Genomic DNA, 25,424 nt, shown 5'->3' on the forward strand with positions numbered 1-25,424 from the left:
CCAGGTCATGCGTTCGCCTCAGACGCCCGACGCCGTCCCCGCGAGCCGTCCGAGGGACCTGAACCCCGCGGTTGAGCCAATCTTGATCGTTCATTCAGGTTGGCATAAACTCCCCCGCATGGCACGCATGAGGGAGTTCGACACCGAGAAGGCCGTCGAGGCCGCGATGAACGCCTTCCGCCGCAACGGCTACGACGGCACATCGATCCAGGATCTGGTGGACGTCACCGGTGTCGGCCGGGGCTCCCTCTACGCGGCCTTCGGCAGCAAGGAGGGGCTGTACCTGGCAGCCATGGACCGCTACCGGGAGTATTACGCCCTTCCCCTGGTCGACGTCCTGCGCCAGGGCGCCCCGAGCCGCGAGCTGCTGCACGAGGTCCTGGTGGCGGCGGTGGACGAGGTCGTACGGGACGGCAGCCGGCGTGCGTGTCTGATCGTCGGCGCCGCGGTGGGGCGGATCGCCCAAGACCCCCAGGTGACCGCGCACGTGCAGTCGACCACGGAGATGCTCGAGGACGCGCTGTACCAGGTCGTCGCGGAGGCGCAGGCGAACGGGCAACTGTCCGCCAAGCAGGACGCGCGCACCCTCGCCCGCTACCTGATCATGACGATGCACGGCCTACGGGTCATGGGGTCCATCCAGTCCGATCGGGCGTCGCTCATGGCCGTCGTCGAGACCGCCCTCGACGCTCTTGACTGTCTGCCTGACGCCCGCGTCCACGACCACTGACACCTCGGCAACGCCGCCCTGGAACCGGCCGTTCGCCCGCCCTGCTGCCGCCAACCGTCCGGCCCGCATGAGCGAGGAGGGTGCGCGAGCAGGGCGTAGTCGAGGGCCAGGATGTGGGCCGTGGTGCCGGTGACCAGCGGGAGGACGGTCTTGTCGGCGAGCGCGTCCTGAGGGAGTACGTCGAGCAGCGACTGCAGCAGTCCGGTGTGGGCGGCTTTGCAGACCGGGGGTATGCCGATCACGGCTCCCTCCGCCTGCGCGAACAGGCCGACGGCTTCGGTGATCGCCGGGTGGGCGGCGTCCGCGTGCAGCGGCGGGTGCGTGCGGACGTCCAGCGGAATAACCTCGTGCCCGTGCGCCATGGACCGGTCGTCGAGGTGGCGCAGCAGCCGCGCGGTGCGGGAGGCGGTGGAGGGGCTGCCGCAGACGGAGAGGGCGGCGGCCGAGTCGGGCCCTGACGACGTGGCCGAGTCATCGGGGCGGAGCAGAGGAAGAGAGACGGATCGATGCGCCCCATGGGAGGTGGGCGCATCGATCCGCTGACCGCAGGACGTCGCCCTGCGCAGGAGGGGACACCCGAGCCGCTCCCGGCCTACGACGTGGCGCCGAGCGCGGCGTATGTCGGAGGCGGACGACCCGGGGTGTCCGGCCGGGGTCAGTATCCGGCGGTCAGGGCGCCGTCGATGGCCAGTGCCGCGCCGGTGATGAACGGGCTCTCGTCGCCGAGCAGGAACGTCGCGAACGCGGCGATCTCCGCCTCGTCGGCGGCCCGGCCGGTCGGCTGCCGGGCCAGGAGGGCGTTGGCGGCATCGGGGTTCGACGCGGTGAAGCCCTGCCACAGCGGCGTGTTCACCAGGCCGGTCACCAGGGCGTTGACCCGCACCTTCTCCTTGGCGGCCTCCAGTGCCGCGGAACGGGTGAGGCCGACCACACCGTGCTTGGCAGCCGCGTACGCAGCCGCCCCGGGGTCACCCACCACACCGACCACCGACGCGTTGTTGACAATGGAGCCGCCGCCGCTGGCCGCCATCGCCGGGATCTCGTGCTTCAGGCTGTAGAACACGCTGGTCAGGTTGAGGGCCAGGACGTTGTGCCAGAACGGCCCGTCGATGTCCCGGATCGGGCGCTGACTGTCGCCGCCGCCGGCGTTGTTGAAGGCGCCGTGCAGCCCGCCGAACTCCTTCACCGCGACGTCGACGAGATGGGCCACCTCCTCCTCGACGGTCACGTCCGTCGGGACGAACAGGGCCGTGCCGCCCTGCGCCGCGATCTCCGCGGCTGTCTCCTCCCCGCGCGCCTTGTCGCGGGCTCCGATGAGCACGGTCGCGCCCTCCGACGAGGCGCGGCGGGCGAAGGCGGCGCCCATGCCGGACGTGCCTCCGGTCACGATGATGACCTTGGACTGCAGACGGTTCGTCATGTGTGTCTCCGTTCGTTGCCCGGCGGCACGGGATCACGCCTGCCGGGATGGCTGAGGGGCGAGGGGCTGTCCGCATACGCGGGTCGCGGCGTATGACTGCCCTCCTACGCCCCACCGTCCGGCACCCTACATTAGGAACGATCGGTCAGTACACAATATGGAGAGCTTCGCCGAGCCGCGACTCACCCGACCAGGCAATCTGTACCGTTCGTTCCATGCAGGCGTATGCTCTGCTCTCACGGCACGCCTGAGAGAGTTCGACACGGAGAAGGCCGTGGAGGCGACGATGAACGCCTTCCGCCGCAACGGCTACGACGGCACGTCGATCCAGCACCCGGTCGAGGCCACAGGCGTGGGCCGGGACTCGCAGTACGCGGCGTTCGGCAGCGAGGAAGGCCTCTACCTGACCGCCATGGACCGTTGCCGGCAGTACTACGCCCTGCCCCTCGTGGAGTTCCCCCGCCAGGGCGCCTCCGGCCTGGAACTGCTGCGGTACGTCCTGGTGGCCGCCATCGACGAGATCGTGCGCGACGACAGTAGGCTCGCCTGCCTGACCGTCGGCGCCGTGGCGGGCCGGATCGCCCGCGACCCGCAGGCCTCCTCGCCCGTCCAGTCGACCGCGGACATGCTGGAGGACGCGCTGCACCAGGTCATCGCCGAGGCCCAGGCGGACGGACACCTGTCCGACAGGCGCGACCCGCGGGAGCTGGCCCGCTAATTCGTCATGACGATGCACGGCCTGCGCGTCATGGGCACCGGGAACCCCGACCGCGCCGCGCTCATGGCCGTCGCCGCGACCGCACACGGCGCCCTCCAACGCTGAACTCCGACGCCCTGCGCCCTGCACGGGGTGCGGAGACGAAACATGCCCCGGCGCGAAGGAGTCGCCGGGGGTCGCGCGGACGAGACGGGTGCGCGGGACCGGCGCGCCACTATCGGGCACCACCAGCTGCGCTGCAGGGGTAGGCCTACCCCCTCCGACGAGGGGAGCACACCGAGCCGGCCAGCGCGCAGCCGGATCATCGCGAGGGCCTGCCGCCGCGCCTCGCGGTCGTCGCCGGCGGCCAGGGTGTGCATGCTGGTGAGGGCGCGTTGCGCCCGGAGAGGTGGCTGGCGAAGGCGAAGGGCAGCCCCACCCCGTCGCCCCCTGATGCGGCATGCGTCACGCACCACAGTGCCTATCGGTCGTCCGGACTCGGGGCCGAGGGAAAGCCGTCACCTGCGGCCCGGGGCCGCGCCCACTACGGCTCCGCCGCACTGCCACACACCTCTACCCCTCCGAGAGCGAGGCGCACGCACGAGCACATGTCTACGTACGTATACTTCACTCGAGGTCTACAAATGTAGACACGGTCCGCAACCGAAGAGGAAAGACCATGGATTACCAGTTGACGAACCGGCGGGCCCTGGTGACGGGATCGAGTTCCGGGCTGGGGGCTGCCACGGCGAAGTTGCTGGCCACCGAGGGCGCCACGGTGGTCGTCCAGGGACGCAACGAGGAGCGCACGCACGCCGTGGCCGAGGCCATCCGCGCGGCCGGCGGGCGCGCCGAGGTCGCCATCGGCGATCTCGCGACCAACGCCGGCGCGGACGCTGTCGCGGAGGCGGCACTGGCCGGGGGCCCGATCGACATCCTGGTGAACAACGCCGGTTTCTACCGCCATGTGTCATGGACGGACGCCACGGAGGAGGACTGGCGCGAGACCTACGAGGTCAACGTGGTCTCCGGCGTGCGCATGATCAAGCGTCTCGTGCCGCAGATGCGCGAGCGCGGCTGGGGACGCGTCATCCAGATCGGCGGCGGGCTGGCGATCAAGCCGATGCCGGGCCATCCGCACTACAACGCGACGCTCGCGGCGCGACACAACCTGGCCGTCTCGCTGGCCCGCGAGCTCAAGGGCACCGGCGTGACGTCGAACGTGGTGGCCCCCGGCGCCATCCTCGTCGACGCGGTCAAGGACGGAGATCGCTCCCGCTCGCGGCTGGGGCGAGACGTGGGAGCAGGTCGAGCGCGATGCCGCCCGGGATCTCATACCCAACGACCAGGACCGGTTGGGCCGTCCCGAGGAGGTCGCGGCCGCGGTCCTCTACCTGGCGGGGCCGCACTCCGACTACGTCAGCGGAGCCATCCTGCGTGTGGACGGTGGCCTGATCAACAACCTCTGATCGACGAAGCACGTCCACCACCACGGCAGAAGGCCCCCTCGACGCAGGCGGACACGCGGGCAGCGACAATCCGGGTTACACGCCCGCGGCCAACTCCAGCCCGCACGGGCGCACATCGAGGTCGCGGACGGTTCGAGCACGCGCACGCTCGGGACGTGCCTGCACAAGGCCCGCCGCCGGGCCGGCAACTCACCGCGGCTGCCTGGGCCGGGCTCCGAACGGGGAGTCCCGGCCCGGCCTTCGTGTAGTGGCAGAGCGCAGGCGTACGCCCGGCCCGTCGGGCAGCGATGCGCGATGCCAGGTCGGTTACGGCTTCGGCAGCCGTGCGTCGAGTGAGTACAGCCGCGTGATCTGCGTCGAGCGCTGATTGTCATCGCTGACGAGCAGCAGTTTCACCCTTCCGTCCCGAGTACGACCAGTGACGGTGATGGCCTCGATATTGTCGAGCAGGGGGTTCGGTTGGGGCTGCTTCGCGGTGGCTCCGAGTGACGGGCAGTCTCCTATGTCGGCGAGCAGCGTGCGGTGGACCAGTTTCAGCTTCTGCCGACCGGTGGGCACCGCCTCCTTCTTGCTGACGTCTGTGGCGTGCCTCACATCGGCCAGGTACAGCCGTACGGTGTTGCCGACGTCCGGGGTGTAGCCGCGTTCGAGGACCAGCAGTCGGCCGTCTCCGGTGGAGGAGATGTCGGAGATGTCCAGGCCGGGGTCGGTCTGGAAGGCGTACTGCGGGCCTATGTGGAACTTTCCGCTGTGGCCGGCGCGGTGCCAGGTCTGGAATCGCCGGATGTCGGTGCCGTCGCCTTCGAGGGCGCCTTCCATGGAGGCAACGAGGGTGCGGCCCTCGGGCAGCAACGCCATTCCTTCGAACGTCAAGTTGTCCGCGGCCCGGCCGAGAGGCGCCACCTTGAGTGCGTCCGGCACCGGCAACGACTCGAGGAGTCGCCCGGAGCGGGTGAAGCGGTTGATGGCCGGCTGCGTCTCGTCAGTGATCAGCCGGGTGCCGTCATGGTCGACGGCGATCGCTTCGGCATCCACGGAAGTACCGTCGGGGTACGCCACCGGCTGGACCGAGACCGGCCGCTTACTGCCGGCGTCGAGGGTGAAAAGGAACGAATCGTCGGCCACCGCCAGAAGCTGTCCGTTGGTGTCGTAGGTCAGTCCTGACAGTTCGGAGACCGGAACGCCGCCCAGCACGGTCTTGTCGAGGTGGTCGGAGAATCCTTCCACGTTGACCCACCGGGAACAGGCGCTGTCGGTGCCGCCTGGAGCGCCGTGGGGGTTGCCGCTCGCACCGATGGCTTGAGCTGAGGAAATAGTGGCCAGCGAGGCGACCGCCATCAACAGGGATGCTGCAAGGACGTGCAAACGCACAGACCGTCCCTCTCAATTCCGTTGTAGCTTAACTGGGTTGCAAGCACTCTTGTCTACGCGCGTCGTACAGCGCGTTACGAACTCGTAAAATCTTCCTGGGTGCCGCAGCAGCACCGCCGGGCCCGGCGCTCCTTCCCTCGCCGGGCAGCGCGGCCGTACCGGGCGTTCGCGACGGAGCGTCGGTCAGGAGGCGCATACGGGCTGAGACACCGGGGCGTTCCTGCGTTCCAGCAGCGTGATGGTGACGATCGGACAGGTCGAGCCGGACGGGTTCGGCCAAGGGCGAGCGGGACGCGGCGGCGGCGCGGCGTCGATCGGTCATGTCGTGATCCTTGCAGAACGCGGCACCAGGACGTCGCCTCCGAACCGGCGGCAAGCGGCACCACGGCGGCAGGAACGTCGCGGAGAACCGCTTTGCCCTCCCTGGCCGCCTCGCCGAAGCGTCGGCCGTTCACCCGCGGCGCCCTCACCTCCACCGTCCCGGCGGCCGTGACCACGGTGCGTGCCCGGTGAGAGCAGTGTGCGGGCGACCGGGCCGCGACGGCCGACCGTGCCCGTTCGCCGACGCCGCGGCTGTACGGCGGTCGGCTCCGGGCGCGCCCGCGAGCGGCGGGGCACGGCACGCGTCGGCGAATGTCCACGGAGCGCGGGGGGAACGTCCGGTCCACCATGCGGCGGATCCGGGTGTGCTCCGGCGGGTCGAGGTGGAGGAGGCTGCCATGACCGTCGCGCGTGCGTCGTGAGCGCAGAGACCACCGCGACGGAGGCACGCGATGACGAACGCGGTGACACGACGTGGCTCAGAAAGGCGGCCCTGGGGACGCGGATGCCCCGTACCCGATCTCCTGCCACGTCGGCTCTACTGCTTCCGCCCGGGCTTGAGGTGGGTGTCGAACCAGTCGATCGCGGCCGACGAGGAGAGTTCGAACTGCTCGACGTAGGGCGAGAAGTGGTCGCCGTCCATGAGGACGAGCTTCTTCGGCTCCCGGGCGCGGTCGAAGCCGTCGAGGGCGATGTCGGTGGGGGCGACGTCGTCGTCCTTGGCCACGAGCATCAGCAGCGGGGTGGGCGCGATGCGGGAGATCCACTGCCCGGGTTCATAGGCGCGGGCCCGGCGGTTGGATTGCAGGGTGACCTCGTTGGTCCACTTGTCCTCCGGCGCCCAGTTCAGGTAGAACTCCACCGCGCTCTTCTGGCGGTAGGCCGCCTGGTTGCCGGGGTCGGCGTCGACGAACGGCACGTAGACGGGCGGCTTGCCGGCCAGCTGGTCGCGTTCGTCCTGGTTGAAGCGGTCGTTCAGAGCGCCCACCTCGTGCGGCGGCACGCGGCGCAGTCCGGTCTCGTAGCCGCTGACCGTGGGGACCTGTGCGTAGACGGCCTTGATGCGGCGGTCGGTCGCCCCGAGGACCAGGGTGTGTCCGCCGGCGTAGCTGGATCCCCAGATGCCGATGCGCTGTTCGTCGACCTCGTCGCGGGTGCCCAGATAGGTGATCACCCCCGCCAGTCCGCGATCTGCTGGTGGGGGTCGATGTCGTGGCGGGGGGTGCCTTGGCTGTCGCCGAAGTTACGGTGGTCGTGCAGCAGGACCGCGTAACCGGCCTCGCTGATGCGCCGGGCGATGTGCTCGATGCCGTGGTAGCGGGTACCGCCGAAGCCGTGGGCCATGGTGACGGCGGGCAACGGCTTGTCGGCGTTGTCAGGAAGGAACAGCCAGGCGGCCAGTTCGATGCCGTCGGGCAGGGGGATCTGTACGTCGATGCGCTCGGTCAAGGTGAACACCCTTTCGGTTCGGTCCAGCCGCTGTCGTCCCGGGGCGACCGGAGGTCATGGAGAAGTGGCTGTCGCCGGGGTCCTGAGGGGACGTTCGCACGACTGCGTCGGAGGTGCGTTTCGCGCCGGCGGTCACGAGGAGGGCTGCGAGCAGTCTGCGGATCAGTTCAGGTCGGAGGGGATGGCGGCCATCGCCCGGCCCAGTTCCCGTTCGGTCTCGCCGCGCGTCTGCAGGCCGTTCTGGAACAACCAGGCGGCGCGGGTGCCGACGGAGCCTTCGCGGACCAGGTGCTGGAAGACGACGGCGGCAGCGCGGATCTCGTCGTCGGACGGCGCGTCGACACGGATGACGGCCGCCTTGGTGGCGGTGACGGCGTCCGCGGGGAAGCTGGCCACACGGTGGGCGAACCGGTCGACGACGTCGTCGAGTTCGGCGTCGGGCACGGCCCGGTTGATCCAGCCGTAGCGCTCGGCGAGATCGGCGGTGTAGTCGTCGGCGCCCAGCAGCACCTCCAGGGTGCGGCCGGTGCCCATCAGCCGGGCCAGACGCTCGACGCCGCCCGCGCCGGGCGGTGCCCCGAAGCCCACCTCGGGCTGGCCCAGGACCGCGGTCTCCCTCGCCGCGAAGCGGACGTCGCAGGCGAGCAGGAACTCGCTGCCCGCACCGCGGGCACGGCCGCGCAGCTTGCCGATGGTGACGACCGGCAGGCGGCTCAGGCGCTGGAAGAGCATGCCGAGCGAGGCGTCGCCGGGGCCGCCGGCCTTGGCGGCCTCGGCGGTGTACTCGGGGACCTTGGTCAGGTCCACGTGCGGCAGGAAGAAGTCCGGGTCGGCGCTGTCGAACACCACCGCTCGGTAGGGGGTGGGACCGCTCAGATGGCCGATGAGGGCGACCAGGTCCCGGACGAGTTCCGGACCGATCAGGTTGAGAGGCGGGGCGTCGAACGTCGCGTACAGGACACCGCCGTCGGCACGCGTGCGGATGGTCTCCGTCCGCGGCATGACATCGTCAGGCATTTCACTTCCTCCGTCGCGGGCCCTCGGTGGACGCCCGTCCTCGTCATCATGAGCACACCTGGTTTAAAAATGCAACCGGACGTTACGGCACGCTTCCCGAAGTCGCGTTCCGTGGGACCGGCCGTCACACACGGCCATCCGCTCCGCTTGCCCGTGCTTTGGTTTAAATTTGAAACCTGACACACCGAGAGAGGACGCACCGATGCGGAAGACGGATCTCAGCGACTCGACCTGCCCGATCGCCCGGTCGCTCAGCGAGGTGGGCGACTGGTGGTCGATGCTCATCGTCCGGGACGCCCTGAACGGAGTGAGCCGGTTCAGCGACTTCCAGCGCAGCCTGGGGTGCGCGCGCAACATCCTCAGCGCACGGCTGAGCAAGCTGGTGGAGGCGGGGGTCCTCACGATAGAGCCGGCTTCCGACGGCAGCGCCTACCACCAGTACCGGCTCACCGAGAAGGGGAAGGCGCTGAGGGTCGCGTTGGTGGCGCTACGGCAGTGGGGCGAGGCCCACCTCTTCGACGGCGAGGAGGATCGGCTGCAGCTGGTCGACACCAGGGACGGCAAGGCGGTGGCACGGCTGGAGATGCGGGCCCATGACGGGCGCGCTCTCACGGTCGACGAAGTCGAGATCCGGACCACCTCCGGAGCGAGTACCGCCGGCCCCGCGGCATCTACCTGAGCGCCGACGCCCCCCCAGGACATCGAACGCTCCCTGCGCGCCTCCGGGCTCGGCCCCGACGACGTGGACCTCATCGTCACCACCGACGGCGAAGCCATTCTCGGCATCGGCGACTGGGGCGTGGGCGGCATCGACATCGCGGTCGGCAAGCTCGCCGTCTACACCGCTGCCGCGGGCATCGACCCGCACCGCACCCTCGCGGTGATGCTGGACGTGGGCACCAACCGCGAGGAACTCCTCGGCGACCCCCTCTACCTCGGCACGCACCACAGGCGCGTCGACCGGGAGACCTACGACTCCTTCATCGACGCCTTCGTCAGCACGGCCACGGCGCTGTTCCCCAAGGCACTGCTGCACTGGGAGGACTTCGGCCCGGCCAATGCCCGCCGCATCCTGGATGCGCTACCACGAGAAGGTCCTCACCTTCAACGACGACATCCAGGGCAGCGGCGCCGTCAATCTGGCCGCCGTCCTGTCCGGCGTCGCGGCCAGTGGCCTTCCTCTGCGCGAGCACCGCATCGTCGTCTTCGGCGCCGGCACCGCGGGCATCGGCGTCGCGGACCAACTGCGGGACGCGCTCGTCGCCGACGGGCTGAGTCCCGAGCAGGCCACCGCCCGGATCTGGGCACTGGACCGGCACGGGCTGCTCACCGCGGGGCAGCGCGATATCCGCGACTTCCAACTGCGTTACGCCCGCGCTGCGGCCGACGTCGAGGGCTGGCACCACGACGACGCCATCAGCGGCATCCCGTTGGCCGAAGTGGTCGCACGCGTGCGGCCCACCATCTTGATCGGCACCTCCGGCCAGGGCGGCGCCTTCACCGAGGACATCGTCCGCACCATGGCCGCGCACGCCGACCGGCCGATCATCCTGCCCATGTCCAACCCGACCCGTCTGGCCGAGGCCGTCCCCGCCGACCTCCTGGCCTGGTCCGAGGGCCGCGCCCTGATCGCCACCGGCAGCCCCTTCGGCCCGGTCGACCAGGGGGGCGTCACCTACCAGGTCGGGCAGGCCAACAACGCGCTGGTCTTCCCCGGACTCGGCCTGGGCGCCCTGGTCGCCGAGGCCGACCGCGTCACCGACGCCATGCTGACCGCGGCCGCACACGCCGTCGCCGCGCAGACCGACGCCACCATCGCCGGCGCTCCGATCCTGCCGCTGATCACACAGCTCCACGAGACGTCGGTCGCGGTCGCCGTCGCTGTCGCCCGGGCCGCCGCGGACGACGGCGTGGCCCGCGCGACGGTCGACGAGCGCATCGAAGAGCGCATCCGGGCAGCCATGTGGACGCCGTCCTACCGGCCCATCAGGGCCGTCTGATCCCGCGGCACCCCACGAGGCCGACGGCCCGTGCCCCCCTTGGCCCCGCCGGCGGGGCGGGGCCGTCACCCTGGTCTTCCGGACGCCCACCTACTCGCCTTGGTGCCGGTGGCCGCCGCAGCCGTGATGGCGGCCGGGCCGCACCTAAGAGACCACACGGATAGGCGGGCCGGCGTCGCGGGTCGACGGCTCTCGCCTGGCGGCGTTGTCGTCGGTCGCCGCAGCTCCGCTGCGTCTCCCTTCTCCGCCTTGCCAAACTCGGCCCTCGACCCGCTCCTTCCTCCACCCCGCCTATCCGCGCGACCTCTCAGCGTTCAGGGCGCGCAGGGCCTCCTTGTGGTCCTGCGCCCAGGACGTGAAGGACTCCAGCCGCGGGTTGATCCCGCGAGTCCACTCCACATCGCGTGCCGCGGTGAACTCCGCCTCGTTCTCCGCCATGAACTGCAGGTTGTTGGCGAACTCCACCGCGTGCGGGAAGCCGAAGCCGCGGAACTCGTCCCACGTGTAAGGGCGGTAGGCGACCTTCTCGCCGACGGCGTCGGACAGCGCCGCGGCCATCTCCTCCCCGGTCAGGTGGTCACCCGCGATGCCCACGGTCCTGCCGATGTACTCGGGGCCGGCCCGGAAGAGGCCCAGAGCCGTGCGGCCGATGTCGGCCGCCGCATGTGCGGCGAGCCTGTGGTGGGCGAGCGGGATGGTGAGGATGAGCTCGCCTTCTTCGGTGCGGACGGGCCCCATTCCCAGGAACAGGTTCTCGTAGAACCAGGCCGTGCGCAGGAAGGTCGTGGGCACCTCCATCTCGTCGAAGAAGGCGTCCGCCGCGGCCTTCACATCCATGTGGGGCACTGTGTATCCGGCCATGGGCCGCGGGACCCTGTCGCCGGTGCGCTCGAAGAAGGGCCGCGTGTCCTCCAGAGAGGACCACACGACGTGACGGACGCCGGCCGCCCTGGCCGCCCGCGCCGCGTTGGCGGCCTGCTCCAGCTCCATGTCGACCCGGGACCTGGCCGCTTCTTGCTCCGGAGTCAGTTCGGCCCAGAAGTTCGTCATGACGAAGGCTCCGTGCGCCCCCTCCAGGGCGGCGACCAGGCTGGGCTCGTCGTCCAGATCGGCCGCGACGACCTCAGCACCCCGCGACGCGAGCCGCCGAGCTGCAGGAGAGGACGCGTCCCTGGTCAGGGCCCGCACCCTGAACTGCCCTTCCGTGTCGGCGAGGATGGCGTCCACCAGGCCGCCGCCCTGCCGCCCCGTCGCTCCGACGACCGCGATGACTCGTTGTTCCGACACGTCTGCTCCCGTACTCCTGAGAAGGGATCCGCTTGCTCACGGAGCACAATACTTGACTCATCAAGGATTCGGGTCGACGGCCCCGCATCGACGGCCGAGGCGCGCGCATCGCCCTCCCACGCCGGAGAGGCTGCCACGGGACGAACGTCACGTCTCAGGAGAGTTCTGACGGGCTTTTACCTGCGCGGCAGGGGAGACGGCGCTTCTGGTGATGACGACGGTGAGGAGGGATGCCATCTCCGCTGGGAAGTCGACGTGGGCGGCGAGGCGCGGGTCCTGCGCGTAGATCCGGGCGAGGGCGACCGGCTGCAGGCCGTGCCGTGAGGTTCGCCGCCGAGGGCTTCTCCAGCGTGCTGCACCAGGAGGTGTCCCCGCGGGACGCGTCGCGCTCGCCGAGCCCGGCGGCATGCGCACCGACTGGGCCGGGTCCTCGATGGAGATCCCGGAGTACGACGCCGCCTACGAACCCACCGTCGGCGCGCCGGCCAAGCACCTTCGCGGGTGGACGGGGACGGAGCCGATCGGCCCGGCCAAAGTCGCGCGCGTCTTCCTCGACCTGGCCGACCCCTGAGCCCCCGCTCCACCTTGTCCTCGGCGGCCACGCCGTGGACCGCGTCGCCGCCCATGCAGGCCCTCACCAGCGAGGACCAGAAGTGGGCCGACGTCGGCCGCTCCGTCGACTTCTCGGCCCCGGCGACCGGCCGCGAGGCGCCGCCCAGGCGGCTTCAGCCGCCGCGCCGCTGGTCGTCGCTCTGCCGGCGCAGCTGCTCGGCGTGCCGGGTGAGGGCTTCGACGCGCGCCGCGACCTCCGGATGCCGGGGCCGCAGGTGCACGTGGGTGGCCGCGAGGGGCGCCACGAGGCGAGCCGCGTCGTCGTGGGCGAGGGCTTCGTCGACGGCGGCGACGGCGGAGCCGGCGCCGGGCGGGAGGTCGGTCAGCGCGGTGACGTGAGCGGCGAGACGGCGCAGGTCAGCGGCATGGTCGCGCGCCCAGGCGGTGACGGTGCGATCGGCGGCACGCCGGTCCCTGGTCGCCTTCACGCGCTGCTCACCGGTGCTGCCCGCCGCTCCCGGCTGCAGTCGCAGATAGCGGCGTTCGGCGGCCTGACGACTGGCGACCCCCAGCGGACCGGCCAGGTCGGCCCAGCTGGCCCCGGCGGCTCTGGCGGTGACGATCAGCCCTCGCTCCCAACCGGCGAGCTGCTCACGTACCTGCCGCAGCAGCAGCAAGGAGGCCAGGGCCTGTTCCGCGTCGCCGGCGCAGGGCGGCGACAGTCTCGCGTCCACGGCACGAGCCTCGCGCAGGGCATGGTCGATGGACCGCAAAGCCGCCGCTGCGGCGGGGAGGGGCACGGGACGGCCGTCATGGCCGTCCAACGGCGCTGGGGGCTCGGTGGCATCCACGGGGCCACTCCTCTTCGTCATCTGCTCGACGACTTCAAGATTTGTCATCGTTTCGATGACATGCTACAACGGAAGTGAGGTGAAGCGCATTGGCGGCACAACCCGAACGCTTGGAGGTGTTTCACATGTTGATGCGCACCGACCCGTTCCGTGAACTGGACCGTCTGACCCAGCAGTTGCTGGGTACGTCCGGCACCTGGACGCGGCCCTCGACGATGCCGATGGACGCGTACCGCGAGGGCGACCAGTACGTGATCGCCCTCGACCTGCCCGGCGTCATGCCCGACGCGATCGACATCGACGTCGAGCGCAACATGCTCACGGTCAAGGCCGAACGACGCCCCGTCGCCAAGGCCGACAACGTGCAGATGGAGCTGTCCGAGCGTCCCCTCGGCGTCTTCTCCCGGCAGCTCGTGCTCGCCGACACCTTGGACACCGAGAACATCGAGGCGAACTACGATGCCGGTGTCCTGACCCTGCGCATCCCGATCGCCGAGCGGGCCAAGCCCCGCAAGATCGCGATTGCGTCCGGCGGCGACCGCAAGCAGATCAGCGGCTGAGTTCCGGCGTCCTACCCGGGCACCCATGCGGCGGAGGACGGGCAGCGGTCTCCCTCACCGCGGTTCCGTCCTCCGCATCCGCACCACCCAAGGGGGAAACCGTGGCTATGCGAACTGATGTGTTCCTGAAACGTGTCCAGGAACGCGGCCAGTACCCGACCACGCAGGAAGCCGACCGGGCGGCCCGCGTGGTGCTCGGGCTGCTGGGCGCCCACGTGGTCGGCGAGGAGCGCGCCGAGCTCGCCGCCTGCGTGCCGGAGACGTACGCACTCATCCTGCTCAACCCTCTCAGGGCGGCCGAGCCGCTGGACGCGGAGCGTTTCGTGCGGGCCACCGCCGCCTGGATCGAAGGCGCCACAGAACAGACCGCCCGGTGGGACGTCGGCGCCGTCCTCAGCGTGGTCGCGGACGAGGCGGGACCGGACCTGTTGCGGCGGCTCCTCCTGCAGTTGCCGCCCGGCTACGACCTTCTGTTCGGCCGGCTCGAGCCGGTCTGAGCCCACGTCGCCGGGGGCGGGCACGCCCCCGGCCGCTCAACACCCCATCCCCCCTACGACACGGAGGAAGGCACGTCGATGTCCCCGCAGCGCCCAGTGGACTCCCCCGCCCCGGCAACGACGTTCGACGCTCTGGTCGAGCGCGTCCGCCACGAGGGCGCCTACGCCACACACGAGCGCGCCGAGCAGGCAGTGCGTGAGGTGCTGGCCGGCCTGGGCCGGCAGTTGACCGGCGACGAACGCGTCGCCCTCGCCGCCCGGCTCCCCATCGAGGCCGCCCTGGAGTTCACCGCCCAGGTGCCCCGCACGGAGCCGCTCACCGGATCCGCCTTCGTCAGCGAGCTGGCCGTCCGCACGGGCAGCACACCCGGTGCCGCACGGTGGGACGCCGGGACCGTTCTCACGGTACTCCGGCGTCTGGCCGGGGAGGACCTCGTCAGCCGCGTCCTCGCGCAGCTGCCCGGGGGGTACGCCCTGCTCTTCGGCCGCGCCGAACTGGCGCCGACCGGGTAGGGGCGCTGCGCCCGGCTTCGACCCGCGCCCTCCGGTGGAGAGGCGCGCTGAAGCACCGAGCAGAGGCGCGGCAAGGCCCCGGGAATGCCCCCGGGGCCTTGCCGTGTCCCGCGACCCGTCGGTGTCAGGCGGGCGTGAGTCCCGGGTTGCCGGCCTCGGTGACGAAGGAGCCGGCCGTGGTGATCGGGGCGCCGGGCGTGGTCACCGCGGACACCGTCTTGAAGTCGGCGCGGGCGGCGTCCTTGCCGAGGGTCACCAGGGCGTAGCCGCGGCGGCCGTTGTAGAACCTCAGGTGCGGGTTGGCCTGCATGTAGGCAGCCCAGTTGGACGGCTGGTCGGAGCCGTCCTTGCCACTGGTGATCGAGCTGGTGACGATCTCGGTGCCGAGGGTCTTCGACGCCGGGTCGTCGAAGTCCTTCTTGATGTCGAAGCCGTAGTGGACGTGGACGTCACCGGTGAGGACGACGAGGTTGTCCCGGCCGGAGGCCTCCCAGCCGTCCAGGAGGCGCTGCCGGGAGGCCGGGTAACCGTCCCAGGAGTCCATGGAGACCTTGAAGTCGGGCGTGCCGCGGTCCTTGCGCTGGGCGAAGGTGACCTGCTGGGGAACGATGTTCCAGGTCGCCTTGGAGGCGCGCCAGCCGTCGATGAGCCAGCGCTCCTGGGTCGCGCCCGTCATCGTGCGGGCCGGATCCTGCGACTGCGGTCCCGGGACCTGCCAGCCGTCGCCGTACGCCTGGTCGGAGCGGTACTGGCGGGTGTCGAGGATGTCGAACTGGGCGAGCCGCCCGAACTGCAGACGCCGGTAGAGCTGGGCGTCGGGGCCGTGCGGGAGCTGGCGACGGCGCAACGGCTGGTTCTCCCAGTACGCGCGGTAGGCCGAGGCCCGCCGCAGCAGGAACTCCTCCGTGGGCACCTCATTCTCGGGAGTGCCGTCCGCGTAGTTGTTCTCCGTCTCGTGGTCGTCCCAGGTGACCACGAACGGGTGCGCCGCGTGGGCCGCCATCAGGTCGGGGTCCGACTTGTACAGGGCGTAGCGGAGCCGGTAGTCCTCCAGCGTGACCGTCTCGCGGTTGAAGTGCGAGGGCAGCAGGCGGTCGGTGTAGGCCCGGGCGCCGCCGGTGGCGGTCACCGCGTACTCGTAGAGGTAGTCCCCGAGGTGGAAGACGGCGTCGACGTCCTCGTCCGCCAGATGACGGTAGGCGGTGAAGTAGCCGTCGTGGTAGGCCTGGCAGGACACCGCCGCCAGACGCAGTTCGCTCAGGCGGGCGCCCTTCGACGGGGCGGTGCGGGTGCGGCCCACGGGGCTCGTCCACTGGCCCACGCGGAACCGGTAGTACAGGACGCGGTCGGGGTCCAGGCCCTCCACCTCCACGTGCACGGCGTGGTTGTACTCCGGGTGCGCGTCGGCGGTGCCACGCCTGGCCACGCGGGTGAAACGCTCGTCGTGGGCGAGTTCCCAGCGCACAGTGAAGCGCTTCTGCGGCAGGCCGCTGCCGCTCTCGTACGGACGGGGGGCGAGCCGGGTCCACAGCAGCACCGAGTCGGGCATCGGGTCGCCCGACGCCACGCCGAGCGTGAAGGGGTTCTCGGTGATCCGGGCCGCGCTCGCCTCGGCCGCCGCGGCGGTCCCGCCCAGCGGGATGTTCACGGCGAACGCCAGTGTGGCCGCCGCGCCGGTGACGGTGAGGAAGCGGCGTCTGTCCATGTGGCGTACGGCATCGCGCAGTGCGGCGGAGTGCCCGGACGAGATGGGTGCTGCGGAAGGCTTCATATGGGTGCGCGCTCCCTGACGTGGTGTACGGCCGTTGTCGCCCGGCCGGTGATGTCAGGGCATTGCAGTGGTGCAGGGCGGCACGCGGTCACCGGGAGGGTGGCGCGTACATGTATGCCCGGTGACCGTTGGCCCACCGCGGTTGCCGGGTCTCGCCCTTCACGATCCCCGCACGAACTCGTCACCTGGTAGCGGTGGTTGACCACACCGCCGACGGCCCAGGCCGGTCGGGACGACGCCGGCCGGAACGCTGTTCCACTCCCGCGCGTAGCGGTCGCGGACGCCGCTCGGCAGACCCGTCCCCAAAGGGTTCGGTCGCGGCGAGGCCGCCCCCCCGAGGGGGACCGGCCGAGGCCGTGCGGCCAGGTGCGCTCCGGGGTGCGCGGCGGCCCCTGGCAAGGGGCCGCCGGCACCGGTTCCGGCGCCCGCCTGGCTACTTGCGCTTCAAGGTGAAGTCGGCGGTGACCGTCGCTCCCTTCTTCAGCTTCACCGTCGTGACGGTCGGCTGGTAGCCGTCCTTGGCGACGATGACGGTGAGCGGGTTGTTGCGGACGTCGAGCCACAGGGCGTACGTGCCGTCGGCGGACGTGGTGAGCGTGTAGCTCGTGGCCCAGCTGTCGATCTGCACGGTCGCCCCTGCCAGCGGTGCGCTGCCGCCGCCGGCCTTGTTGCCCATGACGACGCCGCTGATCTTCCCCCAGGTCTTGGGCGGGTTGACGTGCAGGCTGACCGGGACGGGGGCAGAGAGGTAAGGCGTGTCGGTGGCCAGGACCAGGCTCGCGGTCAGGTCACCGGGCTGGGTCACCGACTCCGCGGCGGCGTTCAGCGTGACGGTGACGGTCGCGCTCGCGCCCGGCTCGAGGGTGAGCTGCTGCACGCTCGTGCTCAGCCAGTCGACCTCGCTCGAACCGCCCTGGTCGTAGCCGGGCAGCAGCTCGACCCTGTTGGTCGGCCTGCCGGGGGCGTCACCGCCGCCGACCTTGTAGAAGCCGGGTGCGCCACCACCGCGGTAGGTCGGGACGGTGGCGTTGGGCAGGGTGTCCCAGGTGCCGGAAATCGGGTCGAAGGCCTGGCCGCGGTTGGTGAGGGCCATGTTGCCGACACCGCCGACCATCAGCAGCTGGCCGTTGGCCGCTGTGTAGGACGAACCCCACTGCGGGGCCGGGACGTCGGCGAGCTGCGACCAGCTGTCGGCACCCGGGTCGTAGACGTAGGAGTGGACGATGTCGTTGTCGCTCGAGCCCAGACCGCCGGCGCAGTAGATCAGGCCGTTGATGGCACCGCACGCCTCCCACGCGATGGGCTCGGGGTAGGCGGCGATCTGGGACCAGCTGTCGGAGGCCGCGTCGTAGACGCTGGCGTCGGTCGTGCCGCAGAAGTCGTCGCCGCAGCCGCCGATCATGTAGAGCTTGCCGTCCAGGACGGCGGTGCCGGAACCGGAGTACGGCTTGGGCGCGGACGCGCCCGTGGTCCAGCTGTCCGACTCGGGGTCGTAGATCTCCAGCTTCGCGACCGGGTAACCGTTCTCGCCCCAGCCGCCGGCAACGTAGAGCTTGCCGTCGATGAAGCCGTGCGCGGGGGCTTCCCGGGTGGCGGAGGCGCTCGCCAGCTTCGTCCAGCTGCCGGCGACCGGATCGAGCACGTACAGGTCCTTGACGTCGCTCGACCCGTTGAAGCCGAAGGCCGAGTAGATCTTGCCGTCCAGTGTGTCGACGGCGTTGTCCATCAGGGCGGCCGGCATGTTCGGGGCCGCCTGCCACGCGTCGCCGGCGGAGGCGGCCGCGGACGGTGCGGCCTTGCCGGCCGCCGCATGGGCCTTGCTGGACAGCGGGGTGAAGTCACCCTTGACGGCCTGCAGGTCGGCGCCCTTGGCCTGTTGGGTGAAGCCACCGGACTGCTCGCCCAGTTTGACCGTGGCGGCGGCGCCGCCGGTGTTCTTGACGGTCAGGTTCTGCGTCCTGGAACCGCCCCAGGCCACGGAGGCGGCGACGGAAGCCGGAGTGACGGTGACCTTCCCGGCCTTGAGCTTGAAGTTCGCCTGGACGGCGCTGTCGGCCCCGGCCTTGACGTTCTTGGTCAGCGCGGTGTACTTCGCCTTGGCGGCGACGTAGGGGTGGCTGCCGAAGGCGGTCGAGACGAACGAGTAGAAGCCGTCGGGCAGGTTCGGGTCGTCGGGTGTGGCGGTCGTGATGGTGTTCTCGGTGGGCTTGTCCTGGCTGGTGACCGTGGCGCCGACGATGCCGTCACCGGTGTTGGCGTCGGTCACGGTGCCCACGACCAGGCCGGCCGGGACGGCGGTGAGGTGCCGGTCGCCGACGAGGACGTTGTCGACGGCCCACCACCAGCCGAAGTTTCCGCTGAAGTGGAAGCGCAGCTGCACCTCGGCCTTGCCGGCGAAGTCGGCCAGCGATGCCTCGATGTGGTCACCGCTGACGTCCGATCCGGGCGACCAGACCGTGCTCCAGGTCTTGCCGCCGTCAGCGGTCGCCTCGAGGGTCGCGGTCTGGCCGAAGAACGATTTGTACTGGGTGTCGAAGGCCACCTCGGGATCGTTCATCCCGGTGAAGTCGTAGACCGGGCTGACCAGCGAGGTGTCCTGGGCGCCGGCTTCGCCGAAGTAGTCGCTGTCGACGATGGCGAAGGCACCGTCACCACCGGTGTGGTTCCCCCGGCCGCCCGGGTCGTCGAACTGCCAGCCGCCCGTGGTGCCCTTGGCATTGACGACCGCCCAGCCGGCGGGCGGTGCGTCGGTGGCGGTGAACGATTCGGTGGTGCCTGCCACGTCGACCCGGTATCCGGGTGGGGCCGTCCAGGAGTCCACCGGGACCGTGACGCTCACCGTCTGCGCGGAACCGCCGACGCTGATCGTCTTGCTGACGGCCTTGTAGCCGGCGGTGGCCGCCGCGACGTGCAGGGTGTAGGAGTGCCCCTCGGGCAGGTCCAGGCTGTACGAGCCGGTCGCTGGGTCCGTCCACACCGCCCCGGGGACGCCGTCCGCGGTGATCTTGGCGTAGAGCGGCCAGCCGTGGCCGGAGCCGTCGGTGACCTTGCCGGCGATCGTCTGGCTCGGCACCGCGGTCAGGGCGAAGTTCCTGGTGACCGTCGCGTCCTCGTCGACCACGACCTCGTCGGCCGAGCCCGCGGCGTAGCCGAACGCCTCGACGGAGAGGTCGTAGGTGCCGGTGGGCACGGTCAGGGTGTACGCGCCGGAGGCGTTGGTGCGGGCGACGCCGGTGCCCGCCGTGACCGTGGCGCCGCTGACCGGCTTGCCGGTGGCGCTGTCGGTCACGGTTCCGGAGATCACGCCGTGCGCGCCGGTGCGGAACGCGCTCAGTCCGGCGGGCGTGCCGAGACCGGTCGGGCCGTCGAAGCCCTCGGCGCCGTTGCACAGGTACGACGGGGAGCAATTTCCGTTGCTGCCCGTGGTGATGTCGTTGAGACCGGTACCGGCCTCGTACGGGTAGGCGTTCGGGTACGAGCCGGCGACGGGGGTGCCGGCGGCGGCGTACACCGAGGCGATGATGGGCGCCGAGACGCTGGTGCCGCCGTAGACCGCCCAGCCGTTGTGGCCGTAGGTCTGGTAGACCGCCACGTCCTCCGCGACGGCCGACACGTCGGCCACCGCCCGGTTGTCACAGCCGGTGTCGTGCTGGAAGGCGGGCTTGGGCTCGTACAGGGAACACCCGGAACCGGCGTAGGTCCAAGCCGACTCGGTCCAGCCGCGCGGCGTCGACGAGGCTCGCGTCAGGGTGGTGCCACCGACCGCGGTCACGAACTGCGAGGCGGCCGGGTAGGACACGCCGTAGCCGTAGTCGCCGCTGGACGCGGTGATCGCGACGCCGGGGTGGTTGTAGTGGGCGTCCAGCTCCGTGACCTCGGACGGGTCCTCGCCGAACCCGCCGCGGTAGTCGGTGCCGTACGAGTTCGAAATGTACTTCGCACCGAGCGCGACGGCCTGGTCGACGGCCGCGGCCAGGTTCTCGAAGCTGTTGTCGTCGGCCTCGACCAGCAGGATGTGCGCGTTGGGCGCGATGGCGGAGACCATGTCGAGGTCGAGCGAGATCTCGCCGGCCCAGCCGGGGTCCGGCACCGGGTAGTCGGTGCCACCGCGCTGGTCGACCTTGCGGAAGCAGCCGTTGTCCGTGGTGCAGGCCGGCAGTCCGAACTGGGCCCGGTAGACGGCGAGGTCCGCCTCCGCGGTCGGGTCGTCGAAGGCGTCGATGATGGCGACGGTCTGTCCGCCACCGCCGTCAGGCGGCAGGTCGTAGGCACTCTGCAGATCGGTCGCGCCGTGTCCGGCCGGCGTGTCCACCGCGGGCATCAGGCCCTTGGCCTGCTTCACGTCGGTGCGGCGCAGGGCGAAGCAGCTGAAGTGGCCGGGCTCCGCCGAGTCGCAGGCCGGGTCGTAGGAGCGGCGGACGCCGGTGGCCGAGGCGGCGGGCTTGGTGCTCGTGGCACCCGCGGCCGATGCCGGCGCCGCCTGCACTCCGAGCACCGCGATCGCGGCGGCGCCGAGGAAGGCCATGGCTCTGGTGATCGGTCGACGGACCGGGTCGGTGGTTCCTGGTGATCTGAACAACATGTCTCCCATGCGTGGTTGCAGGGATCGCGAGCCGTGTGCGGCTCCTGACGAGGCGAACTCGAGAGCGTCCGCCACGGGAGCCCATTAGCGAGGTAGGTGATGTTCATGTCAACGATGCGGCTCAATGACGCCCATGACCGAGCGTCACCATGCGCACACCAAGAGCACACACTCCGGGATGGGTTGTCCGATGTTCTGGGCGGAATCGGTGCCTGCCCGTGTGCACTGCGTGAACACCGGACCTCGTTCCTTCACGACCGATCACTCAACGTGTCGAAGGCGTGAATACGACACGCGTCGTGAAGCCGCCAGCGACCACAGGCGCTCTCCCCGGCCCGCTCGGCTGTTCGCGCTGATCAACCCGCCCCGAGGGCGGCGACTCGGCGGCGGGCGGTCCGCACGCGAAGACGTACCCGTGCCGACCGCGGGGCCGGCCGGCGGCCAGGATTGAGCCAGTGCGGCGCCGCCACCGCGTTTCGAGCGCACGCTCCGTGTCCGGACGGCCCTCGCGGTCGCGGGCCCCCCGCCCAGGCGGGCCCGGTACGGGCCGGGAGCCCGGCCCCCCCCAGCAGGCGAGCCGGCCCCGCCGGCCCATGCTCCATGCGTGCGGCTCATGGCCGTTCACTCACCGGTGCGGGCCCGCGCACCGCCGCTCCAGCTCCCCCACCGCGAACCTGCGTCCGTGGCGGTCGCCCGGCACCGGCCCGATGCCGTCGCTCTCGCCGACGCACTGTCAGACCTGCCCACTACACTCACCGCGCGTGGCTCCTCCTGCCTGCCGTGCGCCCGTCGCACGTCCCGGCACGGGGAGCCGGACACCCCGGGATCTCGCCGGGGCGGTACTCCCAACGCGTCCGCGTCAGCGGTCATGTGACTGGATGTCACCTCTTGGTGCGTCCGGCGTGTGGCCCCTGGCCGCGGCGCGGCGCGGACCGCCGACGTCCTTGGCTACACGAAGAAGGGAAAGCACGTGAACACCGAGAAGGTTGCAGCCCGACGCCTCACGGCCGCGGAGGTGTCGGAGCTGGGCCTCCAGGACAAGATCTTCGTCACGGCGCAGACGGAGGAGCTCCGGCTCGACTGCTACGCACCGGCGACGCTGACCAAGTCGGGCAAGAGCTTCGAAGGCGGGTCCTTCACCGCGAGGACCGTCTTCGGCGACGAGATCCACATCCTGCCCGACAACGCCGAAGAGCCCGGGATATGGGTCGCCGACGAGGCGGGGGAGGAGATCGAGGTTCTTCAGAGCGCCGGAGTCCTCCTCAACCTCGCCCTCTTCGTGCCGGGCGGGAACCAGGAGTCCCTGGAGTCGCTGTACGCCGCCGCCAGGGAGGCGTTCGGCGCGGGCATCGTCCAGCGCTGGGACGAGGAGGTCGTCTCCGTCCCGGACGTGAAGATCGACCTGTTCGAGGAGCCGGCCCGCGGACGCAAGGGCAACGGCGGCCAGAACCGCGACCGCCGCGCCCTGGACATCTACCCCACCCGCGTACGGTTCATGGAGGCCAGCGCCGGCTGGAAGTTCGTCCTCGAACTGCACCAGGAACACGTCGACGACACCCCGACGATCTGAGCCGACCGCCCACGAGGCCACCTGTCGGCGCAACGCCCCCTCCCGGTCCGGGAGGGGGCTCCTTCGCGTTGGCGGCGCGCGCCGGTCGGCCTTCACGCTCCCGCGGACGCCCCTCTCGCCGTGGTGGTTCGGGTTCACGAACGCCGGGCGTGTGGATCGCGGGCGCGCCGCGAGTGGCGGCGCGACGTCCTCGTCGGCAATCCACCCCGTAGACATCCGATCTACGGATGTCTACGGGGCTGCAACCTCCGAACTCCCGATCGGAAATAACGAACTAAAGGGGCATAAGTTTGGCCGCAGCGAAAGCAAAGATCGGGTTGATTTGCCGTCAGCCGTTGACTTGGGCAGAAGGAGTTGGTTTTTTATGAATACTTCTCCGGGCTCCCGCACCCCCCGAAAGGGCACCCTTGCCGTGTCTGCTTCCTCCCGCCGTGACTTCCTCCGCATCGCCGGCGCCACTGGCGGAGGCCTCGCCCTGTCGGCCGGTCTCCCGCCCTTCGCCGCACACGCCGCTCCCACCCGCCCGTCCAGCGTGGACATCGTCCCGGAGGGCAAGGCCACGTCCCTCTGGTACCGGACGCCCGCCAGCGAGGCGCGCATCATCCAAGAGGCGCTGCCCGTGGGCAACGGCCGGATGGGCGCGCTCGTCGGCTGTGATCCGGCTGACGACTTCCTCTACCTCACCGACGGCGCGTTCTGGACCGGCGGCAGCAACGACACCCTGACCGACGACGGCCAACTTCATTACGGCCCCGACGACTTCGGCAGCTTCGGCCTCCTTGCCAAGCTGCGGATCGCGCTGCCCGGCCACTCCGGCAAGGAGGTGAGCTCCTACCGCCGCCAACTCGACCTGAGCAACGGCGTGGTCTCCGCGACGTACCAGTGCCGGGGCGACCACTACCGCCGCGAGGTGTACGCCAGCCACCCGGACGACGTGGTCGTCGTCCGGCTCACCGGCGGCCCGCACACCGGCACGATCTCGCTGTCCGGCACACACGACGAGACCACCACGGGCGGCGAGGGTCAGCTCTCCTTCTCGGGGACGCTGAAGAACGGGCTGCGCTACGCCGCCGCGGTCACGGCGGTCAGCTCCTCGGGCCGGGTCGGCGTGGAGGGCGACAAACTGTCCTTCGCCGGTTGCCGTGAACTGCTGATCGTGGTGTGCGGCGGCACCGACTACTCCCCCGACGCGGCGAAGGGCTTCCGCGAGCCGGGCACCGATCCCCTGGCCGTCGCCCGCGGCAAGACAGTCGCCGCGGCGAAGGTTCCGGGGAGGAAGCTGCTGGAGACCCACGTCTCCGACTACCACCGGCTCTACAACCGCTTCACCATCGACCTGGGCACGTCCTCGCCACTGCAGCGGTCGCTGGACTCCTGGTCGCGCATAGCCGTGCGGTACACCGACGCCTCCACGCCGGACCCGGAACTGGAGGCGGCCTACGTCCAGTACGGGCGCTATCTGACGATCACCGGCTCCCGCGACTGGCTGCCGATGAACCTCCAGGGCATCTGGGTGCACAACAACAACCCGGACTGGTACGCCGACTACCACACCGACATCAACGTCCAGATGAACTACTGGCTGGCCGACCCGGCGGGTCTCGGCGAGAACGCGTACGCCCTCGCCCGCTACTGCGTGTCGCAGCTGCCGGTCTGGACCGACGTCACCAAACGGCTGTTCAACGACTCCCGCAACCGCTTCCGCAACAGCTCGGGGAAGATCGCCGGATGGGCTGTCGCGTTCTCCACCAACATCCACGGCGGCAGCGGCTGGGCCTGGCACCCCTCCGGCAACGCCTGGCTGTGCAACTCGCTGTGGCGGCACTACGAGTACAGCCAGGACCGCGCGTATCTGGAACTGATCTACCCGGTCCTCAAAGGGGCGGCGGAGTTCTGGCAGGCGCGGCTGATCCCCACCACCGTCACCGACGAGAGCGGCGCGTCGCGGGAGGTCCTGATCGACGACACGTCCTGGTCGCCGGAGCACGGCCCGGACCGGAAGGGCAACACCTACGGGCAGGAACTGGCGTGGGAGCTCTTCGAGGAGTTCACGACCGCTTCCCGCGTGCTGGGCCGGGACACCGAACTGGCCGCCGAGCTGGGCGCGATGCAGAAACGGCTCTACCTGCCCCGGGTGAGCCCCAAGACCGGCTGGCTCGAGGAATGGATGACCCCCGACAACCTCGGCGAGGTCACGCACCGGCACCTGTCCCCGCTGGTCGGCTTCTACCCGGGTGACCGCATCGCCGCCGACACCGCCTCCCCGGCGCTGCTCGAGGGCGTCCGCGCACTGCTCACCGCCCGCGGCATGGACAGCTACGGCTGGGCATGCGCATGGCGCTCGCTGTGCTGGGCGCGGCTGAAGGACGCGGAGAAGGCCTACCAGCTCTACCTGACGGTCCTGCGGCCCTCCGTCACCAACGGCAACGGCACCTCGGCCAACTGGTTCGACATGTACAGCCAGGGCAGTTACACGATCTTCCAGATCGACGCGAACCTGGGCGGTGCCACCGCCGCGCTGGAGATGATCCTCTACTCCCGACCGGGCGTCATCGAGCTCCTGCCCGCGCTCCCCGCGGCCTGGGCGGCCAAGGGTTCGGTGACCGGTGCCGGCGCGCGCGGCGGTTTCGAGGTGGACCTGTCCTGGCGGGGCGGCAAGGTGACCGAGGCGACCGTCCGTAGCACGGGCGGGACCACGACCGAGCTGCGCGCCGGCGGCTTCCGCAAGCGGCTCTCCCTCAAGCCCGGCGGCTCGGTGACCGTTCGC

Annotated in this window: 20 protein-coding genes and 3 pseudogenes; 12 read left to right on the top strand and 11 right to left on the bottom strand. The window is 70.7% G+C overall.

From position 1 onward, the window contains the following. Positions 1 to 166: 166 nt before the first annotated feature. Positions 167 to 652, top strand: a pseudogene (locus AC3ET4_RS26570) (TetR/AcrR family transcriptional regulator); the annotation flags it as partial. Here AC3ET4_RS26570 and AC3ET4_RS26575 read toward each other — a convergent pair. Further along, positions 595 to 1,218, bottom strand: a complete 624-nt coding sequence (locus tag AC3ET4_RS26575) for an NAD(P)H-dependent oxidoreductase (RefSeq protein WP_431953723.1) — start codon at positions 1,216 to 1,218, stop codon at positions 595 to 597. The pseudogene AC3ET4_RS26570 and the gene AC3ET4_RS26575 overlap by 58 nt on opposite strands. Before the next feature lie 167 nt (positions 1,219 to 1,385). Next, entirely contained in the window at positions 1,386 to 2,150 is a 765-nt protein-coding gene (locus AC3ET4_RS26580; RefSeq protein ID WP_431953689.1) for an SDR family NAD(P)-dependent oxidoreductase, read from the bottom strand. A 274-nt stretch (positions 2,151 to 2,424) separates the two neighbouring features. Here AC3ET4_RS26580 and AC3ET4_RS26585 point away from each other — a divergent pair, with 274 nt between their 5' ends. Continuing rightward, on the top strand, positions 2,425 to 2,868 hold the full coding sequence (locus AC3ET4_RS26585; protein ID WP_431953691.1) for a TetR/AcrR family transcriptional regulator: 444 nt from the start codon (positions 2,425 to 2,427) through the stop codon (positions 2,866 to 2,868). Positions 2,869 to 3,526: 658 nt separating this feature from the next. Beyond that, a complete protein-coding gene (locus tag AC3ET4_RS26590; RefSeq protein WP_431953693.1) occupies positions 3,527 to 4,564 on the top strand; it encodes an SDR family NAD(P)-dependent oxidoreductase in 1,038 nt (345 codons plus the stop codon). Between the two features lie 58 nt (positions 4,565 to 4,622). Here AC3ET4_RS26590 and AC3ET4_RS26595 read toward each other — a convergent pair whose 3' ends face one another. The 5 genes and pseudogenes from AC3ET4_RS26595 to AC3ET4_RS26615 form a co-directional block, all read right to left on the bottom strand. Beyond that, positions 4,623 to 5,654: an esterase-like activity of phytase family protein gene (locus AC3ET4_RS26595; protein ID WP_431953695.1), complete on the bottom strand. Its 1,032-nt coding sequence runs from the start codon at positions 5,652 to 5,654 to the stop codon at positions 4,623 to 4,625. Positions 5,655 to 6,054: 400 nt separating this feature from the next. After that, positions 6,055 to 6,199: pseudogene (locus tag AC3ET4_RS26600) on the bottom strand (IS256 family transposase); the annotation flags it as partial. Positions 6,200 to 6,546: 347 nt separating this feature from the next. After that, complete coding sequence (locus tag AC3ET4_RS26605) at positions 6,547 to 7,182, bottom strand: alpha/beta hydrolase (RefSeq protein WP_431953697.1); 636 nt, start codon at positions 7,180 to 7,182, stop codon at positions 6,547 to 6,549. Next, positions 7,179 to 7,457 carry an alpha/beta hydrolase gene (locus AC3ET4_RS26610; RefSeq protein WP_431953699.1) on the bottom strand — a complete coding sequence of 93 codons (279 nt, stop codon included), beginning with the start codon at positions 7,455 to 7,457 and terminating at the stop codon, positions 7,179 to 7,181. The genes AC3ET4_RS26605 and AC3ET4_RS26610 overlap by 4 nt, the downstream gene beginning before the upstream one ends. Positions 7,458 to 7,619: 162 nt before the next feature. Continuing rightward, positions 7,620 to 8,474 carry an enoyl-CoA hydratase/isomerase family protein gene (locus AC3ET4_RS26615; RefSeq protein ID WP_431953701.1) on the bottom strand — a complete coding sequence of 285 codons (855 nt, stop codon included), beginning with the start codon at positions 8,472 to 8,474 and terminating at the stop codon, positions 7,620 to 7,622. A 202-nt stretch (positions 8,475 to 8,676) separates the two neighbouring features. Between AC3ET4_RS26615 and AC3ET4_RS26620 the strand changes: the two genes are divergently transcribed. The 3 genes and pseudogenes from AC3ET4_RS26620 (at position 8,677) to maeA (ending at position 10,474) form a co-directional block, all read left to right on the top strand. Further along, a complete protein-coding gene (locus tag AC3ET4_RS26620; RefSeq protein WP_431953703.1) occupies positions 8,677 to 9,153 on the top strand; it encodes a winged helix-turn-helix transcriptional regulator in 477 nt (158 codons plus the stop codon). A 63-nt stretch (positions 9,154 to 9,216) separates the two neighbouring features. Further along, positions 9,217 to 9,495, top strand: a pseudogene (locus AC3ET4_RS26625) (NAD-dependent malic enzyme); the annotation flags it as partial. 37 nt (positions 9,496 to 9,532) lie between these two features. Further along, a complete protein-coding gene (maeA, locus tag AC3ET4_RS26630; protein ID WP_431953705.1) occupies positions 9,533 to 10,474 on the top strand; it encodes an oxaloacetate-decarboxylating malate dehydrogenase in 942 nt (313 codons plus the stop codon). Positions 10,475 to 10,765: 291 nt separating this feature from the next. Here the strand turns inward: maeA and AC3ET4_RS26635 are convergent, their stop codons facing one another. Then, positions 10,766 to 11,761, bottom strand: a complete 996-nt coding sequence (locus AC3ET4_RS26635) for an NmrA/HSCARG family protein (RefSeq protein ID WP_431953707.1) — start codon at positions 11,759 to 11,761, stop codon at positions 10,766 to 10,768. Positions 11,762 to 12,167: 406 nt separating this feature from the next. Here AC3ET4_RS26635 and AC3ET4_RS26640 point away from each other — a divergent pair, with 406 nt between their 5' ends. Continuing rightward, positions 12,168 to 12,332, top strand: coding sequence for a hypothetical protein (locus AC3ET4_RS26640; protein WP_431953709.1), 165 nt, complete (start codon positions 12,168 to 12,170; stop codon positions 12,330 to 12,332). Positions 12,333 to 12,486: 154 nt separating this feature from the next. Here the strand turns inward: AC3ET4_RS26640 and AC3ET4_RS26645 are convergent, their stop codons facing one another. Continuing rightward, a complete protein-coding gene (locus tag AC3ET4_RS26645; RefSeq protein ID WP_431953711.1) occupies positions 12,487 to 13,212 on the bottom strand; it encodes an HSP18 transcriptional regulator in 726 nt (241 codons plus the stop codon). A 77-nt stretch (positions 13,213 to 13,289) separates the two neighbouring features. Here AC3ET4_RS26645 and AC3ET4_RS26650 point away from each other — a divergent pair, with 77 nt between their 5' ends. The 3 genes from AC3ET4_RS26650 (at position 13,290) to AC3ET4_RS26660 (ending at position 14,734) form a co-directional block, all read left to right on the top strand. Beyond that, complete coding sequence (locus AC3ET4_RS26650) at positions 13,290 to 13,724, top strand: Hsp20/alpha crystallin family protein (protein WP_431953713.1); 435 nt, start codon at positions 13,290 to 13,292, stop codon at positions 13,722 to 13,724. 107 nt (positions 13,725 to 13,831) lie between these two features. Further along, entirely contained in the window at positions 13,832 to 14,221 is a 390-nt protein-coding gene (locus tag AC3ET4_RS26655) for a DUF2267 domain-containing protein (protein ID WP_431953725.1), read from the top strand. A gap of 78 nt (positions 14,222 to 14,299) precedes the next feature. Next, positions 14,300 to 14,734, top strand: coding sequence for a DUF2267 domain-containing protein (locus tag AC3ET4_RS26660; RefSeq protein WP_431953715.1), 435 nt, complete (start codon positions 14,300 to 14,302; stop codon positions 14,732 to 14,734). Between the two features lie 124 nt (positions 14,735 to 14,858). On the opposite strand, the gene AC3ET4_RS26665 is transcribed toward AC3ET4_RS26660, so the two are convergent. Both AC3ET4_RS26665 and AC3ET4_RS26670 read right to left on the bottom strand, forming a co-directional pair. After that, positions 14,859 to 16,505 (bottom strand): alkaline phosphatase D family protein, encoded by a 1,647-nt coding sequence (locus AC3ET4_RS26665; protein WP_431953717.1) that lies wholly within the window; start codon positions 16,503 to 16,505, stop codon positions 14,859 to 14,861. 433 nt (positions 16,506 to 16,938) lie between these two features. After that, complete coding sequence (locus tag AC3ET4_RS26670) at positions 16,939 to 21,006, bottom strand: carboxypeptidase regulatory-like domain-containing protein (protein ID WP_431953727.1); 4,068 nt, start codon at positions 21,004 to 21,006, stop codon at positions 16,939 to 16,941. Between the two features lie 1,051 nt (positions 21,007 to 22,057). On the opposite strand from AC3ET4_RS26670, the gene AC3ET4_RS26675 reads away from it, so the two are divergent. Further along, positions 22,058 to 22,657 carry a hypothetical protein gene (locus AC3ET4_RS26675; RefSeq protein ID WP_431953719.1) on the top strand — a complete coding sequence of 200 codons (600 nt, stop codon included), beginning with the start codon at positions 22,058 to 22,060 and terminating at the stop codon, positions 22,655 to 22,657. 364 nt (positions 22,658 to 23,021) lie between these two features. Next, on the top strand, positions 23,022 to 25,424 hold a 2,403-nt coding region (locus AC3ET4_RS26680), incomplete at its 3' end, for a glycosyl hydrolase family 95 catalytic domain-containing protein (protein ID WP_431953721.1).

The sequence above is a fragment of the Actinacidiphila sp. bgisy167 genome (assembly GCF_057707665.1).

Excerpts from the sequence above, each read along its gene's own strand:
- AC3ET4_RS26580 (WP_431953689.1), bottom strand. The coding sequence starts at position 2,150 with ATGACGAACCGTCTGCAGTCCAAGGTCATCATCGTGACCGGAGGCACG.
- AC3ET4_RS26590 (WP_431953693.1), top strand. The coding sequence starts at position 3,527 with ATGGATTACCAGTTGACGAACCGGCGGGCCCTGGTGACGGGATCGAGT.
- AC3ET4_RS26595 (WP_431953695.1), bottom strand. The coding sequence starts at position 5,654 with ATGGCGGTCGCCTCGCTGGCCACTATTTCCTCAGCTCAAGCCATCGGT.
- AC3ET4_RS26615 (WP_431953701.1), bottom strand. The coding sequence starts at position 8,474 with ATGCCTGACGATGTCATGCCGCGGACGGAGACCATCCGCACGCGTGCC.
- AC3ET4_RS26620 (WP_431953703.1), top strand. The coding sequence starts at position 8,677 with ATGCGGAAGACGGATCTCAGCGACTCGACCTGCCCGATCGCCCGGTCG.
- maeA (WP_431953705.1), top strand. The coding sequence starts at position 9,533 with ATGCCCGCCGCATCCTGGATGCGCTACCACGAGAAGGTCCTCACCTTC.
- AC3ET4_RS26640 (WP_431953709.1), top strand. The coding sequence starts at position 12,168 with ATGCGCACCGACTGGGCCGGGTCCTCGATGGAGATCCCGGAGTACGAC.
- AC3ET4_RS26645 (WP_431953711.1), bottom strand. The coding sequence starts at position 13,212 with ATGACAAATCTTGAAGTCGTCGAGCAGATGACGAAGAGGAGTGGCCCC.
- AC3ET4_RS26650 (WP_431953713.1), top strand. The coding sequence starts at position 13,290 with ATGTTGATGCGCACCGACCCGTTCCGTGAACTGGACCGTCTGACCCAG.
- AC3ET4_RS26655 (WP_431953725.1), top strand. The coding sequence starts at position 13,832 with ATGCGAACTGATGTGTTCCTGAAACGTGTCCAGGAACGCGGCCAGTAC.
- AC3ET4_RS26660 (WP_431953715.1), top strand. The coding sequence starts at position 14,300 with ATGTCCCCGCAGCGCCCAGTGGACTCCCCCGCCCCGGCAACGACGTTC.
- AC3ET4_RS26665 (WP_431953717.1), bottom strand. The coding sequence starts at position 16,505 with ATGAAGCCTTCCGCAGCACCCATCTCGTCCGGGCACTCCGCCGCACTG.